The sequence below is a fragment of the Bordetella avium genome (genome assembly GCF_034424645.1).
Classification (GTDB): domain Bacteria; phylum Pseudomonadota; class Gammaproteobacteria; order Burkholderiales; family Burkholderiaceae_B; genus Bordetella; species Bordetella avium.
Window position 1 is genome coordinate 830594 of record NZ_CP139969.1, and the last position, 16554, is coordinate 847147.

Annotated in this window: 9 protein-coding genes; 4 read left to right on the forward strand and 5 right to left on the reverse strand. The window is 58.9% G+C overall.

Annotated elements, in window-relative coordinates; translation table 11 throughout:
• Positions 1–30: 30 nt before the first annotated feature.
• Positions 31–2388: a DNA translocase FtsK gene (locus U0029_RS03980; protein WP_114852258.1), complete on the forward strand. Its 2358-nt coding sequence runs from the start codon at positions 31–33 to the stop codon at positions 2386–2388.
• Complete coding sequence (lolA, locus tag U0029_RS03985; protein ID WP_012418336.1) at positions 2388–3017, forward strand: outer membrane lipoprotein chaperone LolA; 630 nt, start codon at positions 2388–2390, stop codon at positions 3015–3017. Before U0029_RS03980 ends, lolA begins: the two co-directional genes overlap by 1 nt.
• 279 nt (positions 3018–3296) lie before the next feature.
• Here lolA and U0029_RS03990 read toward each other — a convergent pair whose 3' ends face one another.
• Positions 3297–4556 (reverse strand): amino acid deaminase, encoded by a 1260-nt coding sequence (locus tag U0029_RS03990; protein WP_012418335.1) that lies wholly within the window; start codon positions 4554–4556, stop codon positions 3297–3299.
• 139 nt (positions 4557–4695) lie between these two features.
• On the opposite strand from U0029_RS03990, the gene U0029_RS03995 reads away from it, so the two are divergent.
• Positions 4696–6027 (forward strand): replication-associated recombination protein A, encoded by a 1332-nt coding sequence (locus U0029_RS03995; RefSeq protein WP_114852259.1) that lies wholly within the window; start codon positions 4696–4698, stop codon positions 6025–6027.
• 141 nt (positions 6028–6168) lie between these two features.
• On the opposite strand, the gene U0029_RS04000 is transcribed toward U0029_RS03995, so the two are convergent.
• The 4 genes from U0029_RS04000 to U0029_RS04015 form a co-directional block, all read right to left on the reverse strand.
• Positions 6169–7227: an ATP-binding cassette domain-containing protein gene (locus U0029_RS04000; protein ID WP_114852260.1), complete on the reverse strand. Its 1059-nt coding sequence runs from the start codon at positions 7225–7227 to the stop codon at positions 6169–6171.
• 1509 nt (positions 7228–8736) lie between these two features.
• The gene (locus U0029_RS04005) at positions 8737–10239 is read right to left on the reverse strand and encodes a basic amino acid/polyamine antiporter (protein ID WP_082011676.1); all 1503 of its coding nucleotides are present in this window, start codon (positions 10237–10239) and stop codon (positions 8737–8739) included.
• 68 nt (positions 10240–10307) lie between these two features.
• The gene (locus U0029_RS04010; RefSeq protein WP_114852261.1) at positions 10308–12686 is read right to left on the reverse strand and encodes an Orn/Lys/Arg family decarboxylase; all 2379 of its coding nucleotides are present in this window, start codon (positions 12684–12686) and stop codon (positions 10308–10310) included.
• A gap of 49 nt (positions 12687–12735) precedes the next feature.
• A complete protein-coding gene (locus U0029_RS04015) occupies positions 12736–14202 on the reverse strand; it encodes a basic amino acid/polyamine antiporter (protein ID WP_012418329.1) in 1467 nt (488 codons plus the stop codon).
• A gap of 715 nt (positions 14203–14917) precedes the next feature.
• On the opposite strand from U0029_RS04015, the gene serS reads away from it, so the two are divergent.
• Positions 14918–16267, forward strand: coding sequence for a serine--tRNA ligase (gene serS / locus U0029_RS04020; protein ID WP_114852356.1), 1350 nt, complete (start codon positions 14918–14920; stop codon positions 16265–16267).
• Positions 16268–16554 lie beyond the last annotated feature (287 nt).

Consider the following 16554-nt stretch of genomic DNA (forward strand, 5'->3'; position numbering starts at 1 on the left):
TTAAGGTGACACCCAATTATAATGAGGCGCATGCCCCGCAATGTCTCCCCGCGCGCATCGCGCAACACCCGTAACGGGCCGTCTCCCCTGCAATCGCGGATTTCCGCCCTGCTGCGTGAGGCCCGCTGGATTCTCTTTGCCGCTTTGGCCGCCTGGCTGACGCTGGTACTGATTACCTGGAGTCCTGCTGATCCGGGATGGTCACATTCTGTTTCCAGCGACAGCCTGCATAACAAGGGCGGTGCCCTGGGCGCCTATCTGGCCGACATCCTCCTCTATCTGTTTGGTTTCTCTGCCTGGTGGTGGGTCGTGCTGCTGCTGCATCGGGTGCGGGCGGGCTATCACCGCCTGGCTTCGAATCTGCGCGCCGCCAATGACAAGCCAGCCGATCTGCTGCCCAGAGTCCGTTGGGAGCAGGGCATCGGCTTTGCCCTGTTGCTGATAGGGTCGCTTGGCCTGGAGGCCTTGCGTCTGCAATCCTGGGGTATGCATCTGCCTGGCGGCACTGACGGCGCCAGCGGCGCCGGGGGTGTCATCGGACAGATGCTGGCAGCTCAACTCAAACTGGCGGTGGGGTTTACGGGCAGTACGCTGATTCTGCTCGCGATGATTGCGATTGGTCTGTCGCTCTTCTTCTCTTTTTCCTGGCTACAGATCGCCGAGCGCGTGGGCGGCTGGATAGAGAGCCTGCTGCGCAAACTGCGAGATTCTTACACCGCGCGTGAAGACCGCCGTGTAGGGGAGGTGGCCAAGACCGAGCGAACCGAGCAGGTTGCCGCCAAGCAGGAAAAACTGGTTCATGAGCAACCCGTGCGCATCGAGCCCGCTATTACCGTAGTGCCGCGCTCAGACCGCGTCGAAAAAGAAAAGCAGCAAGCGCTATTCCTGCCGCCGGCCAGCGAGGGGGATCTGCCCGCCATCAGCCTGCTGGATATGCCACCGCCCAACCAAGAAACCGTATCCGCCGAAACTATAGAGTTCACCTCTCGTCTCATTGAGAAAAAACTGGCGGATTTCGGTGTGTCGGTCACGGTGGTGGCGGCTCAGGCCGGGCCGGTGATCACCCGTTACGAAATCGAACCCGCAACCGGCGTGAAAGGCAGCCAGATCGTCAACCTGGCGAAAGATCTGGCGCGTGCGTTGAGTCTGGTCAGCATTCGCGTGGTCGAAACCATCCCCGGCAAAAACCTGATGGGGCTGGAATTGCCGAACCCGCGCCGCCAGATGGTCAAGCTTTCCGAGATTCTCGGCTCGCAGACCTATCATGCCAGCAGTTCGGTGCTGACGATGGCATTGGGCAAAGACATCGCCGGTAATCCCGTGGTGGCCGATCTGGCCAAGATGCCGCACCTGCTGGTGGCAGGTACGACAGGCTCGGGCAAATCGGTGGGGATCAATGCCATGATTCTCTCGCTGCTGTATAAGGCCGATGCCTCGCAGACCCGCGTCATCCTGATTGACCCCAAGATGCTCGAAATGAGCGTGTATGAAGGCATTCCCCACCTGCTGTCGCCCGTCGTGACCGATATGCGGCAGGCTGCCAATGCGTTGAACTGGTGCGTGGGCGAAATGGAAAAGCGCTATCGCCTCATGAGCAAGATGGGGGTGCGCAATCTGGCTGGCTATAACAGCAAGATCCGCGACGCCATCAAGCGAGAAGAGCCGATACCGAATCCCTTCTCGCTAACCCCCGACGCACCCGAGCCGCTCGCTCCTTTGCCCCATATCGTGGTGGTCATCGACGAGCTGGCGGACCTGATGATGGTGGTCGGCAAGAAGATCGAAGAACTCATCGCGCGCCTGGCCCAGAAAGCCCGCGCCGCCGGCATTCATCTGGTGCTGGCCACGCAGCGCCCCAGCGTGGACGTGATCACCGGGCTGATCAAGGCCAATATCCCGACCCGTATCGCCTTCCAGGTTTCTTCCAAAATTGATTCGCGCACCATTCTTGACCAGATGGGCGCCGAAACCCTGCTGGGTCAGGGCGATATGCTCTACATGCCGCCGGGCACCGGTTTGCCGGTGCGTGTGCACGGCGCTTTTGTGCACGACGATGAAGTGCATCGCGTGGTGGAGTACCTGCGCAGCCAGGGCGAACCCAATTATGTCGAAGGCCTGCTGGAAGGTGGTGCCGAAGGCGAGACCGGCGAGGGCGTCAGCAGCGTGACCGGCATGGCGGATAACGAATCCGACCCCATGTACGATCAGGCTTGCGAAGTGGTGCTCAAACACCGCCGGGCCTCGATTTCCCTGGTGCAACGCCATTTGCGGATTGGTTACAACCGGGCGGCGCGCTTACTTGAACAGATGGAGCAATCGGGTATGGTGTCTGCCATGCAATCCAATGGCAACCGGGAAATCCTGGTGCCTGCCCGAGAGGAGGCTTGATGACTCGTTATGTGATTTCCCGCCTGAGCGCCATTGCGCTGCTGGCTTTGGCCCCTGCGCTGGCGCTGGCCGATGGCGCTCAGGATCAGCTTAAGGCTTTTGTCGCCAAGGTGCAGAGCGCAACAGGCGATTTCACCCAGTCCACGGTCGGTCCGCAGGGCCGCACCCAACCCGCGCAAAGCGGTTCTTTCGCCTTCCAGCGGCCGGGCAAATTTAAGTGGGCGGTGGCGCGGCCTTACGAGCAATTGGTCATTTCCGATGGTAAGCAGGTCTATCAATATGACCCGGACCTTGCCCAGGTTACCGAGCGCAAGGTGGATCAGGCCATTGGCACCTCACCCGCCGCCATCCTCTTCGGTTCGGGCGATCTTGATAAGGCTTTCCATGTCAGCCCGCTGCCCGACCGGGACGGCCTGCAATGGTTGCGGGCCAAGCCGCGTAACGCCGACGCGGGTTTTTCTCAGGTCGATATCGCCATGAATGGCGATCTGCCCGCCCGCGTCGAGTTGCTCGACGCCTTTGGGCAAACCACGCGGGTCGACCTCAGCAACATTCAGGCCAACCCCAAGCTGCCTGCCGCCGAGTTTCATTTCACCGCGCCGTCAGGGGTGGATGTCGTGAAAATGTAAGCGCCTGCGCTAGCATCCAACAGCCTGCGATAACACGCAGGCTTTTTTCTGGCCGGAGAACGGGCGTAGACGGGGCCTAGAAGGGGCCTTCCTGCGCAGCAGGGTCCAGAAAGTGCTCACCGACGGCGCTAGCCTGGGCCAGAGCCGTTTCCATTCCTGCCTGCCGGCGCGGTCTGCCGAACGGGTAAAGCGCGAGATCGTGGCGATGCTCGGGCCAGGCTGGCTTGCGATCTGATCGGCGCCCGCAGCCATGTCGTTCAGTAGGGCGTCGGCCACCGGTCAGAAATAGGTGGGCGCGACCCCTGTCACGTTGAAGCTGTCATCCAGCAGCAGAATCTGGCGCCACTTGTCAAAGGTCAGGCAGGGATGAGAAATGCCGAAAGCGATCATGTCGCCCACGGCAATATCGTCCTGCGTCCCGACGGACATGAAAGCGTGCTGATCCATCATGGCGGTGAGCTTCCAGTGCCCGGGCGTATCTTGTGGCGCGCTGGCGCCGGGCCGGAAATGGCGGTCCGGCGCGGGCAGCCCGGCGTCGAAGGCCGCGTCCCGCTTGCCCAGGCCAATAATGGCCAGGCCCGGTTCGGGTAAAGATTGCACATAGGCCCACACTTGTAGCGCCGCTTGCAGGCCGGGCTCCAGCCTCCGGGCTATCGGGTCATGCGTGGCAATGCGCTCGGCGGCGCTGCGGTAGATGCCTATGTCATGGCTCAGATAGCAGCCCGGACGCAGCACGATATCCAACGCCTGGCCGATATCCAGTTCCGAGAATTCCTGGGCCACCACATCGAACCAGGCCGAGCCCGCGCCGGTAATGATGGCCGGGCCGTCATCGCGTAGACGGCCTGCGGCGGCCAGCCCGCGCAAGGTGTCGGCGGCGCGGCGTGCAAAGGCGCGAATGGCAGGCTCTTCCTGAAGCACACCCTCATAAATTTCCACGCCGGCCAGGGCGAGCGAGGCGGGCCAGCGCTCGATTTCGGCCAGCACTTCCTGGGCCCGCGCATCGTCGCGCACCCCTGTCCGGCCGCCCGCCACGCCCAGTTCCAGCAGCACCGGCAGGCGTAAACGCCTTTCCTGAAAATAGGCGCCCAACTGGGCGGCATTGGCAGCAGAATCCACTAGGCAACAGAAGGTGAATCCGGGGTCGCGCAGCAACTGCGCGATGATGGCCATATTGGCGCGGCCGACGAGCTGATTCGCCATGATCACGCGGCGTACGCCGTGATGATAGGCGGCAAGCGTTTGTGGCGCCGTCGCCAGGGTGATGCCCCAGGCGCCGGCCTCGATCTGGCGGGCGAAGAGCGCCGGGCTCATCGTCGTCTTGCCATGCGGCGCCAGCTTGACCTGATAGGCCTCCATGAACTGCTGCATCCAGCGCAGATTGTGGCGCACACGGCTTTCATAGAGCACGGCCACAGGCAAGCTGACCTCTTCCCTCAGCAAATTCCAGCCCAGGCCCGCGGCCTGGGCGGTGATGGCGCCCTCAGGAAAAAGGCCTAATCCCTTGCCATCAGGGTCTAGCGGTGTGGCAGTCGGCATGGCAGCTTATCCATATAAATTTACAGATAAGCAAATTGTATAAAACAAATTTGAAGCTAATTTTCTTGAAATACGCGATGCCGTCCACCCGTTGGCGGCATGGTGTAATAAAGCTGCCGTCCTCTTGTTTTCTGGTGCTATGAGTAACGATCTGTTTTCCGCCGATCCGGCGCATCGGCCCTATGTGCCTTTGGCCGAGCGCCTGCGGCCCCGCACGCTGGCCGATGTGGTGGGGCAATCGCACCTATTGGGGCCAGACAAGCCTCTGCGTGTGGCCTTCGACTCCGGCCGACCGCACTCCATGATTTTCTGGGGACCGCCCGGCGTCGGTAAAACCACGCTGGCGCGGCTTATGGCGGACGGTTTCGATGCCCATTTCATCGCCATCTCCGCCGTCTTGGGCGGCGTCAAAGACATCCGCGACGCTGTCACGGCGGCCCAGGTAGCGCAAGGGCAGGGCCGGCGCACCATCTTGTTCGTCGATGAGGTCCATCGTTTCAACAAAGCCCAACAGGATGCTTTCCTGCCCTATGTGGAAAGCGGCCTGTTCACCTTCATTGGCGCCACCACTGAAAACCCCTCTTTCGAGGTCAATTCGGCCTTGCTTTCGCGAGCGCGGGTCTATGTGCTGCAATCCCTCAGCCCTGAAGAGCTGATGTTGCTGGCGGACCGTGCTGTAGCCGCTTTCAACGAAGGCCGGCCTCCTATCCGTTTTGAGGCGTCCGCGCGCGAGCAACTGGCGGCCTGGGCCGACGGAGACGCCCGCCGCCTGATCAGCGCCGTGGAAGTCGTGGCCGAATCGGCAGAAGCGGCAGGCCGAGACGAGGTCAACGCCGAATGGCTGGAAATCTCGCTATCGCAAAACCTCAGGCGTTTCGACAAGGGCGGTGATGCGTTCTATGACCAGATCAGCGCTTTGCACAAGGCCGTGCGCGGCTCTGACCCGGATGCGTCGCTGTACTGGTTCGCCCGCATGCTGGATGGCGGCGCCGATCCCAAGTATCTGGCGCGCCGCATCGTGCGCATGGCTATCGAAGACATCGGCCTGGCGGACCCGCGAGCGACGGATCTCGCGTTGCGCGGCGCCGATGTCTACGAGCGTCTGGGTTCGCCGGAGGGGGAGCTGGCGCTGGCGCAGGCCGTGGTTTATCTGGCTTGCGCCGCCAAGTCCAATGCGGTCTACAACGCCTACAACACGGCGCGTAAATTCGCCGCCGAGCACGGCAGCGCGCCCGTACCCCTGCATTTGCGCAATGCCCCGACCAAACTCATGAAGCAACTGGGTCATGGGCATGCCTACCGTTATGCGCATGACGAACCGCATGGCTATGCGGCAGGTGAAAGCTACTTCCCCGACGGGATGAGGCCCACTTTTTACCGGCCTACCGATCGCGGGCTGGAGGCCAAAATTCAGCAAAAACTGGCCTTTCTGCGTGAGCTGGACGCCCAGGCCAAAGGCAAGCCGCGTTGAGTCGGGTGGCTGCTCTCAGTTCGAGCCTGAGTCGTTGAAAGACAGGATCGCGTTTGCCCCTGAAGGGCATGGCCGGGGACGGCTGCCAGATGACCACGGCGGTCGGCTTGGCTGATGGCTTCCTCGGCCGCCCGCCGGCGCTCAATGCCTCACCTCTACGATGACTTTTTCTTTAGCCAGCTCGTTCAGATAATCGTCTACAAGGCGTTTGTTTTTTTGATCCAGATTGGCGTCCCACTCGTCGAGCGCCAGCACTTTTATGCCATCCATTTTCCCGATTTCCGCCAGCACACGCATCATGCGTTGTCCGGTGGACAGGCTATCTTGAACATTGCGCCAAACCATTTTTTCTGACGAAGGCGGCAGGTAAAAGACATTGTCTGGGTCTGATGCCTTGAGGTGCAGCAGAAAAGTCGTTTTACCTGCACCGTTTTCGCCGCGCGCGGTAAACCGGCCTTGCTTCAGGGTTCGAATCTCTTCGGCTGCAAACCACGGATCTGACACTGCTTGCCTATTGATCTGGATGTGTTTGATGCGGGCCGTGTTGCTCGATGGCGCTGAGACAGCCGAGTCAAGCAAGAGCTTGAACGCCGCATCTGCAGAGCCGAACTCCAGTATCTGGTAGAGCAGAGCAGCAAGGGAGTTCAGGATGTGGAAGATACGAGTCAGGTTGACCAGGGTGGCGGCGACCAACGCAGGTTCTATCGCTGGTGCAGTCACCATGCGGTAGATAAGATAGGCGCTTGGGATGAGCGTCACAATACCCAGCAGGCAGTTGCTGATTTGCTTGACCCACTCCAGCGCCGTTTGCGAGCGGTAGTACTGCGCACCGATTGCCGCAGTCTGTGCTTTCCAGTTGCCCAGGTTGTAGCGATTGACGACGTTGTCCCAAAGGCCGCCCAGCGCATGTCCGTAGTCGGCCAGGTTGACTTGCGATTTGCGCGACAGCCGGGCCACAAGCGGGCCAAAGGCGGCAATGACGCCCGCACATGCCGCTACGCTGATGAGATAGCCTTGCCAGATACCGGATGGCAGCAGGTAGATGATTACGGCCAGACTCAGCACACTGTTCAAACTGAAGCTTGCAAAGCCGTGCAGATGGGCAATGTAGTTGTAGCTCGCGGAAAAGGCATTGCGCGATACCAATGAATCGATTGTGTTTGAGAGCCGAGTCCCGATACAGCGCTGTTTTTCCTTCATAGCTGCGCTCGTAAAGATCGATCAGCCGTGCATGAACGGCATTGGCCCAGATGCGCATGGCGACATTGCTCAGACAGCCTGGAATAAAGGGCAAAACCATCGAGGCAAAGTAAAGCAGCGGGGAAAACTGGAAAGGTTCACTAGCCTGTAGCTGTGTGATCGCATCCGTAAGAAAGTAAGCGGATGAAGCCACCAGACTTTGATGCATGACAATCAAGGCCAGGGTCAGCAGTGCGCAGCCATGCAGGAAAGCAATTCTTAAACGCGAAGCTTGGATGGGATACTGCATCGGGAGTCAGTGCTCCAGGCAGGAGATGTCGATTGATGTCCGTAACCGCATCGTGCTGACTCCAGGTAGCGATATTGAAAAACGCTCAATCAGGCCGCTTCCTCTGAAGGCGACCTGAACCCAGCCTTACTTGTAAGAGATCATTCGAAGCGGAATATCTGAGTTGATTGAAGTCGTGATTTTGGTGGCCAGCCGAAGAGGCGCATCCCCTTTATCGGCATTGTTTACGCGCATCAGGCAATTTAAAAAGGGTTGTTGACTTGTCATGTCTATCTCCAAGTGACATGGACGCTTGACGTCCAGCTCATCAAACCGTGAGCAGGTGCAATATCGCCCTATTTATTTGCAGAGAGGAGCGCAGCGGCTTAGGCCGCCGGAAGAATTCCCGTGATACCGCCTGCTCAATGCGCATGGCGCCTTGTCTGGCACCGTGTTGAAAGCGATACATCAGTGCCTATTGCACAATTCAGGCCTCAGATGCGCGTCTCCTTTGCTCGTCTCTTTTTTCTTAGTTTCATGCTAACGACAGATCGCTGAATTTTTTGTAGTTTTTGTATGTGGAATTTATAGGTAATTTCCTGATCTTGATGGTGGTGTGAAGCGTTGTGTGATCGATACCCTGCGAAAGCGGAGTCGGGGGGAATCGGTGCATGAAGAAAGGGCAGGCAGCTCAGCGGCTCGGAGTCTAGGCCAAGGAGAGGGCAAGGCCGAGATCGGGAGGGAGGCGTTTAACAGAGACCCTCTCGCCGCTGCGAGATTGACGCTAAACCCGAATGCGTCTGGTCGGAAGTAGAGGCTGAGGGCGCTTGCTAGGTTGGCCGCAGGCCCAGCAATGATGCATAGCAGCTGCCTGCGACGTCGGGGAGGGGGGCGAATCTCCTTGTCGTTTGTTCGCCAAGCGTCGATTTTCTCTTGGCTTGGGCAAATGACGAGACGCAATGGCTGTTCAGGCTGGCCTGAGGGAGGCGGCCATTGAAGGATTCGCGCTCTGTATTGTGCGTCGGCCAGACAGGCTGGCTGATGTTAATGGCACCCCGTTTGCATAAGCCCATTTTGCCAAGGCTTCGGAGATGAACGCGTTAGCGCTTCATCAGATCGCCCACGAGTACGCGGCGCCGCGAAGGCCTCAGCGCGAGCTTGCCGGAATGTCCTGCAAGCTCGCGCGGTTCAGCTAGGATTGCGACTCGGCGCAAACGCCACGTCGCGATCCGCCTCTGGCTTCAGACTGAAATCACGCCGCTCCAGAACAGCCATGCCACGATCACATCGGCAATCAGCAGGATGGCCAGATAGATCAGTTCAAACTTCTGGAACACTGGCTGGCCATCATTTTTGTCTTTGCGCGACCAGATGAAGATGGGCAGGCCGCAAGTCAGCAGGATGGGAACCAGCGCTAAATACTCAACGCTGCTGGCATAGAAAATGAAGATGCAGAACAGTGCCCCGATGATGCCGCTCACCAGCGCCATCGTCTGGCCTTTTTTCGCATATTTCAGATACTCATGCGTCAGGCAGAGCTTGGTCATGTACAGCGTGGTGGTGATGTAGGCGGGCACCACCATCAGCGCGCTGATGTTGTACATCGTGTTCCAGGCGTTGTTGGAGAAATAAACCAGCAACATCGCGGCCTGCATCACACCGCTGCTGACCCACAAGGACACCGTGGCCGCCTGTTTGTCATTGGTGCGCGCGAAGGCCTTGGGGAAGGCGCCGTGCTGTCCGGCTGCCATCGGAATTTCCGCGCAAAGCATGGTCCAGGCCAGCCAGCCCGCCAGCACCGAGATAATCAGGCCGACATTCATTAGCCAACTGCCCCAGGGCGCGCCGACCGTATGCTCCAGCACGCCCGCCGTGGAGGGGTCGGCGACTTGGGCCAGTTCCGGCTGCGTCATGCTGCCATAGGGCAGCACCGACAGCAGAATGTAGGTGACCAGCGCCAGCATAAAGCCCAGCAAGGTCGCTTTACCCACATCGCTTTTATTGCGCGCGCGGCCAGACAAGACCACCGCGCCTTCGACGCCAATAAAGGCCCACAGCGTCACGGTCATCGGGGCCAGAATCTGCGACATCAGCGACACCGGCTCGCTGCGGCCTGCCACCTCGGTCGTGATTTGCGGTGATGAACCCCAGAAGTTCGAGAACACCTGCGAGTAGTCGATCAGCACGCCCAGCGCCACCACAAACACCACTAGCGGAACCAGCTTGGCGATCGTGCCCAGGGTGTTGACGAAGCCGGCCACCTTGGTGCCCGAGAGCACCAGATAGTTATAGCCCCAGATCAGGATAGAGCCGCAGATGATGGAATTGAGGTTGTTGCCGTCCGTGAAGACGCCAGGGAAAAACTCGTCAAAGGCATCCATCAAGATGACGGCGAAGGCCACATTGCCAAAGCACGTCATTAGCCAGTAGCCCCAGGCTACGTTAAAGCCGATAAAGGAGCCGAAACCTTCCTGGGCGTACATGTAGACGCCTGCCTGCAGATCGGGCCGCATATCCGACAGCAGGCGGAAAGCGTTGGCGATGAAGTACACGCCCAGACCGGCGATGATCCAGGCCACGATGACCGGGCCGACGGCCGACGATGCGGCGGTATTCTGCGGCAGGCTGTAGACGCCGCCGCCCAGCATGGAGCCGACGACGATGGCGATTAGCGCGATGAGGCCGAGTTTGCCACCGGCCGTTTCTGATGCGGCCTGCGGGGCCGCTTGAGTTTTATCAGTCATTGGATCGAGCCCGAGAGAGGGGGGGACGATGGGGGCCTGAGGGCTCCCATCCCTTTACTCCTATTCCTTTACTGGCGGCCTTTCTTGATTGAGGTGGAGGTGGTGTGGCGCTTGAACTTGATATGTTCGGGCAGCTTCTTGGGCTCGCGGTCCTCTTCGATAATGGCGCGCACCCAATGGTCGCCATGCTGATCGACGCTCACGCCCTGGATTTCATGTTCGAAGCCAGGGTATTTTTTGTCGAACTCTTGCAGGGCTTCCAGATAGCCGATGATGCCCGTGTCGTCGGTGGGCAATTGCTCTCCCGGCATTAGCACGGGAATGCCCGGGGGGTAGGGCACCAGCATGCTGGCCGCGATACGACCGGCAAACTCGGTCACACGCACCGGTTCGGTTTTGTAGCGCACCACTTTCTGGTAGGCCTCGGCAGGCGTATAGACCGGCTTGGGCGTGGACTGCACCGCCTTGGCGATGTGGTTCATCAGGTCCAGCTCATGCATGGTCTCGTGCATCTGCGTGCACAGCTCTTTGAGCGTCAGCTTGTCGTATTGGCTAGAAGCGGTCTTGAGCGATGGGATGGCGTCCACGGCCAGCGCGCCGTTGTCGTACAGTTTTTTGAATTCCAGCAGGCTTTCGATCAGCGTGCCCCACTTGCCCTTGGTAATCCCGACCGAAAACAGAATCAGCAGGGTGTAGTCGCCCGTGCGCGCCACCTCGATGCGCCGGTCGTCAAGAAACTTCGTGACGATGTAGCCAGGGATGCCGCCTGTCTGATAGTGGCCGTCCGGCGTGATGCCGGGGCAGGTGATCGACACCTTGACGGGGTCGAGCATGCAGTCGGTTTCTCGCAGGTCTTCCTTGCTGAAGCCGTGCCAGTAATCGTTTTCATGCAGACGCCAAACATCGGGCGTTTGGCTCAGCAAAGCCATCGGCGCCTGGTGGAAGGGATAGGTTTTGCCCGAGACCGGGTCTTTCGCTTCGGTGGGCTGTAGCACGTCAAAAAACCACGAGCCATCGCCTTCCTGTTCGGCCAGTTGGCGTTTCACATTGACGACGGCCTGGCGGAAGGCGACAGCTTCTTCGATGGATTCCTGCACCAGAGAACGTCCTGCCTCGCCCTGTATCATGCTGACGGCGACGTCGATCGACGCGATGATGGGATAGAAGGGCGAGGTGGTGCCGTGCATCATGAACGAATCATTGAAGTCGTCGAAGCTCAGGGGCGCGCGATCGCTCTTCTTGACATGAATCATCGACGCCATCGAAAGCGCGGGCAGCATTTTGTGGGTGGATTGCACCGCAAAAATGGTTGGCCGGTTCGGCATATCGTCGGCGATATCCATCGCAAAACGGTCTTTATAAAGCGGGTGGAATTTGGCATAGGCGTACCACGCTTCATCGAAGTGAATCCGGGGTACGCTTGCGCCCAGGTGCTTGACCACGTCGCTGACCTTGTAGCAGAAGCCGTCGTAGGTGCAGTTGGTCACCACCGCATAGGTGGGCTCTTTGCTGACGGCCTGCGGGGCGAGCGGGCTGTTCGCGATCAGGGCGTCCACACTCTGTTTCTTCAGGCGATGGGTCGGGATCGGACCGATCAGTCCGTAGCCATTGCGGCTGGGGGTGAGGTAAACCGGGCGGGCCTGTGACAGTGTCAGACCATGATTGAGTGATTTATGGCAATTGCGGTCTACCACGGCGATCTCGTTGGCGCCGATCGCGCCCTGGGCGACGATGCGGTTCGAGCCGGACGAGCCCGCCACGCCATAGAACGTCCAGTCGGCGCCGAAGAGTTCGGCGGCGATTTCTTCGGATGCCTTGGACGGGCCTGCGTGGATCAGGTAGTCCCCCATCTCGGCCGTTGCCACGCCGATGTCGGCGCGCATGATGTTCTCACCGAAGAAATTGATGAACTCTATGCCCACTGGATGTTTGAGATAAGCCATGCCTCCCATGTGGCCGGGGCAATCCCAGTAATAATCGCCGTCTTCCGTAAAGTCTTTCAGTGTCTTGAAATAGGGCGGCAGCAACTTTTCTGCATAACGGTGAACGGCGGTGTAGATGCGGTTGGCCGTGAACGCAGGCGTTTCGGAGTACAGATAGATGTATTCGCTGACGCTTTTCAGAACGCCGATCGGCACGCCGGCCGACACATCGGCTTGCGACATCAGGAACACGGGCACCTTGGCATTGCGCTCACGGACCTTTTGCAGCAAGGCCTCGCCTTCGGTGTCGATGTTTTCATTGCCCGAATCCCAGTAGAGCGCGATGGCGCTGTAGCGTGGGCTCTGCTCGATGTAGCTCAAGGCCGCCTTGATGCTGCCTGCGGTCTGGATCTGGAAGCCCCGTTGCACCAGCGAAGCTTGCAAGGCCGCGATGGACTCGGCTGCAGGCTGGTCATCAACAAGGGCGCTGGATAGCACAAAAAGCACGTGGTGATTGAACTTCATTGCGTGAAATCTCCAGTCGTTGGTCAGGCTTTGCGCTTGGGGCGGCCTGTTACAGCCTTATCACCCCCGTGAAATACAGATAAGCAATCAGGGCATCCAGAAGTAAAAGCGCAATCAGTGCTGCGGCTTCTCGTTTACTGAATAGGGGCTGGGCGCGCTGATCCCGTTTGCGCGCCCAGATGAATACGGGCACTCCCAGTGTGATGATGAGCGGCGTCATGGCCACATACTCGATCGCGCTGGCGTACAGCATGAACAGGCAGAATGCGGCGCCTATCAGGCTGCTTATCAGCGCGAACCGCTTGCCTTTGGCCTGACGCTGGCTGTATTCGCCATTCAGGCAAAGCTTGGTCAGGTAGGCTGAGGCGGCAAGATAGGCCGGCAAAACGGTAATGGATGAAATCGCCAGCAGGGCCAGCCATGCGTTGTTTGCGAAATAGACCAGCAGCATGACGGCCTGCATCAGCCAACTGCTGGCCCACAGCGACGAGGCGGCCGCGCCGTGTTTGTTTTTGCGGGCGAACCAGGCGGGGAATGTGCCGTTTGCGGCTGCCGCCATGGGGATTTCGGCGCATATCATGGTCCAGGCCAGCCAGCTCGTGAGAATGGAGATCAGTACGCCGACGTTGATAAACCATTCGCCCCAATCGCCTGTCAGTGCTTTCATGACCCCTGCCGTGGAGGGGTTGGGCAGGCTGCTCAGGGCATGCTGGTTCATCACGCCAAAGGGAATCACCGAAACGATCAGGCAGATCGCCAGCGAAATGATGAAACCGATCAAGGTCGCCCTGCCCACGTCTTGCGTGTTGCGCGCCCGGCCCGAAAGTGCGACGGCGCCCTCTATCCCGATAAAGCACCAGAGCGCGACAAACAAGGGCGAGAGAATCTGCGATATGACGGAGCCCAGCGGCTTGATCGAGGGCGAATTCGCATGGCCCCAGACGTTCTGGGTAAGCTCGCTACCGTCCAGAAAGTAAACCACTGTGCCGACGAAAATCACCAATGGAATCAGTTTGGCTACTGTCCCGACCACATTGACCGTACCCGCCAGCTTGCTGCCCGACAGTACCAGCACATGAAAGCCCCAAATCAATATGGAGGCGCCGATGAGGGAGTTCAGATTATTGCCGCCCTTGAATGTGCCGGGCATGAAATAGTCCAAGGTATCCATCACCATGACGGCGAAGGCCACATTGCTGAAGATATTCATCAGCCAATAGCCCCAGGCCACCAGAAACGCCGCGAACGGACCAAAGCCCTCACGGGCGTACATATAAATGCCGGTTTGCAGGTCTGGCCTAAGGTCGGAAAGTACGATGAAAACTTTCGCGATGAAATACATGCCAAAGCCGCAAATCAGCCAGGCAATGGTGACGGGACCGACTGCCGATTGCTCCGCCATGTTTTGCGGCAGGCTGTCGACCCCGCTGCCGATCATGGAACTGACCACAATGGCGATCAGTGCGATCAATCCGAATTTCTGACTGGCCGCGCTGGGTTTTGATTCTTTATCCATGAATAGTGCTGACGATGTAAATACAGCCTTGCCATCGCGTATTCAGTGTTGGCTGGTTCTCCGGGGCAGCCAAGACCCTAAGGAGGAGGACGTCAGTGCATGGCGGCGTAGGTATCGCGGGAGCAACCATGCAGACCGCCAATTAAAGCGGCCCCCGAAAGCACAATGCGGCAATCGCATAAGCAAAATGTCAGGATAGGGCGCCCGGCATTTTGTTGCATGTTCAAAGAGCAGGGTGTTCAGCAAGCGAATAATGAATCTCAGTGTGCGTTGAAATACCGAGTTTCTGACCGTACTGTCGTCACAAAGAGGCCGAAAGGGGATGCCGGCAAGGGGGGCGGGCGGGAAAAAGCCGATCTCCGTGCAGGACGTGCTTGCGAGCAAGCCTGACCGAACTGAACGCCGGATTCAATCTGACTTTGCCTAATTTTTGAGCCGTTTTGTGTCCACAACCTTGGCGGCTCGAATGGTGCGTGGCGGCGCGCTGGCTTGATCTGCTCGGTCTTGCAGGCGTCGGCCAGATTGGCGGGGGGCGGCTCTTATTCAGGCGCTCAGGCTATGACGAATTCGAGATTGGGGTGGCTTGCCGCAGCAGATCGCCGCCTGGAGGGTAAAATCAACAGGATGCTGGCGGGCTCTGCTGATGCAGGAGGCCGCGGCAGCGTTGCCTCCGGTTTTCGGAGGTGGCGGTTTTCTCAACTCAATAGCCACCAACATGCTAGATCCGATACTGCTGCGCAAAGACCTGCAAACCGTCGTAGACCGTCTCCAGAGCCGGGGCGTTTCTTTCGATACGGAACGGTTCAACGATCTGGAGTCTCGTCGCAAGTTGGTGCAGACCGAGACCGAAGCCCTGCAGGCGCGCCGCAACGCGCTGGCCAAGCAGATTGGCCAGCTCAAGGCTAAGGGCGAGGATGCTTCAGCCGTCATGGCGGAGTCGCAGGCGTTGCCGGGCCAGCTCAAGCAGCTCGAGGAAAGCCTCGCCATGCTGCAACAGCAATTGAACGAGCTGTTGATGTCCGTGCCCAACCTGCCGCATGCCAGTGTGCCCGTGGGGGCCTCCAGCGACGATAACGTCGAAGTCCGCCGCTGGTTACCTGCCGAGGCGGGTGCTGACGGCAACCCCGCGCCGCTGGGTTTCGCGCCCCGTGATCACGTTGCCATCGGTGAACCGCTGGGGCTGGATTTCGATACGGCCGCCAAGCTGTCCGGCGCGCGTTTTTCCTTCATGCGAGGCCAGATGGCCCGGCTGCATCGCGCTTTGGCTCAGTTCATGCTGGACTTGCAGACCGGCGAGCATGGTTATACCGAGTGCTATACGCCGTATATCGTCAACAGCTCCACGCTCTATGGAACGGGGCAATTGCCCAAGTTCAAGGACGATATGTTCTTCGTGACCAAGGGGGGCGGCGATGATGATCCTAAGGTCGATGAACAGGGCAAGCCGCTGGCGCGAGAGGATCAGTATTTGATCTCCACTTCCGAGATTACGCTGACCAGCGTCGTGCGTGACACGATCGTGCCGGGGGATGAGCTGCCGCTGCGCATGACGGCGCATACGCCTTGCTTCCGTTCCGAGGCAGGCAGCGGCGGTCGCGATACGCGCGGCATGATTCGTCAGCATCAGTTCGACAAGGTGGAAATGGTGCAGGTGGCGAATCCAGAGCAGTCCTATGATGCGCTGGAGCAGATGGTCGGCCATGCCGAAGAGGTGTTGCGCCGTTTGGGTCTACCGTACCGCGTCATGCTGTTGTGCACGGGCGATATGGGTTTTGGCGCTGCCAAAACCTATGATCTGGAGGTCTGGCTGCCGGCTCAGAATACTTGGCGCGAGATTTCCTCGGTCTCGAACTGCGAGAGTTTCCAGGCTCGTCGCATGCAGGCGCGCTTCCGTGCCGACGCCAAGAGCAAACCCGAATTCGTGCACACCCTGAATGGTTCTGGCCTGGCGGTTGGCCGCGCCTTGGTCGCCGTACTGGAAAACTACCAGCAGGAAGATGGCAGTGTGCGCATTCCCGAAGCTCTGCGCCCCTATATGGGCGGGATTGAGCAGCTTAAAGCGTGATTTTTATCAATCACCACAGAAAAACCGGCCGATATGGCCGGTTTTTTTATATGTGATTATTACAAAATAATGAATGCTGTTAGGCAGCCGTATTTTTTCTCTTGCCCTAGGATTTTTCTGCTTCATTCTTGTTTCTAGGGATTACCCGGATTTTTATGACGCGCGAGTCGGATAAGTCAGCTTTGGCTTCTGTTTAGTCATTGTTTTTTAACTTTTAATTCAGTCTAGTACCAAACCTAAGGCTAAGCTTCAAACTTAAAATTCTAGGGTCATATTGCAGTCTGCCA

Excerpts from the sequence above, each read along its gene's own strand:
- U0029_RS03980 (WP_114852258.1), top strand. The coding sequence starts at position 31 with ATGCCCCGCAATGTCTCCCCGCGCGCATCGCGCAACACCCGTAACGGG.
- lolA (WP_012418336.1), top strand. The coding sequence starts at position 2,388 with ATGACTCGTTATGTGATTTCCCGCCTGAGCGCCATTGCGCTGCTGGCT.
- U0029_RS03990 (WP_012418335.1), bottom strand. The coding sequence starts at position 4,556 with ATGCCGACTGCCACACCGCTAGACCCTGATGGCAAGGGATTAGGCCTT.
- U0029_RS03995 (WP_114852259.1), top strand. The coding sequence starts at position 4,696 with ATGAGTAACGATCTGTTTTCCGCCGATCCGGCGCATCGGCCCTATGTG.
- U0029_RS04000 (WP_114852260.1), bottom strand. The coding sequence starts at position 7,227 with ATGAAGGAAAAACAGCGCTGTATCGGGACTCGGCTCTCAAACACAATC.
- U0029_RS04005 (WP_082011676.1), bottom strand. The coding sequence starts at position 10,239 with ATGACTGATAAAACTCAAGCGGCCCCGCAGGCCGCATCAGAAACGGCC.
- U0029_RS04010 (WP_114852261.1), bottom strand. The coding sequence starts at position 12,686 with ATGAAGTTCAATCACCACGTGCTTTTTGTGCTATCCAGCGCCCTTGTT.
- U0029_RS04015 (WP_012418329.1), bottom strand. The coding sequence starts at position 14,202 with ATGGATAAAGAATCAAAACCCAGCGCGGCCAGTCAGAAATTCGGATTG.
- serS (WP_114852356.1), top strand. The coding sequence starts at position 14,918 with ATGCTAGATCCGATACTGCTGCGCAAAGACCTGCAAACCGTCGTAGAC.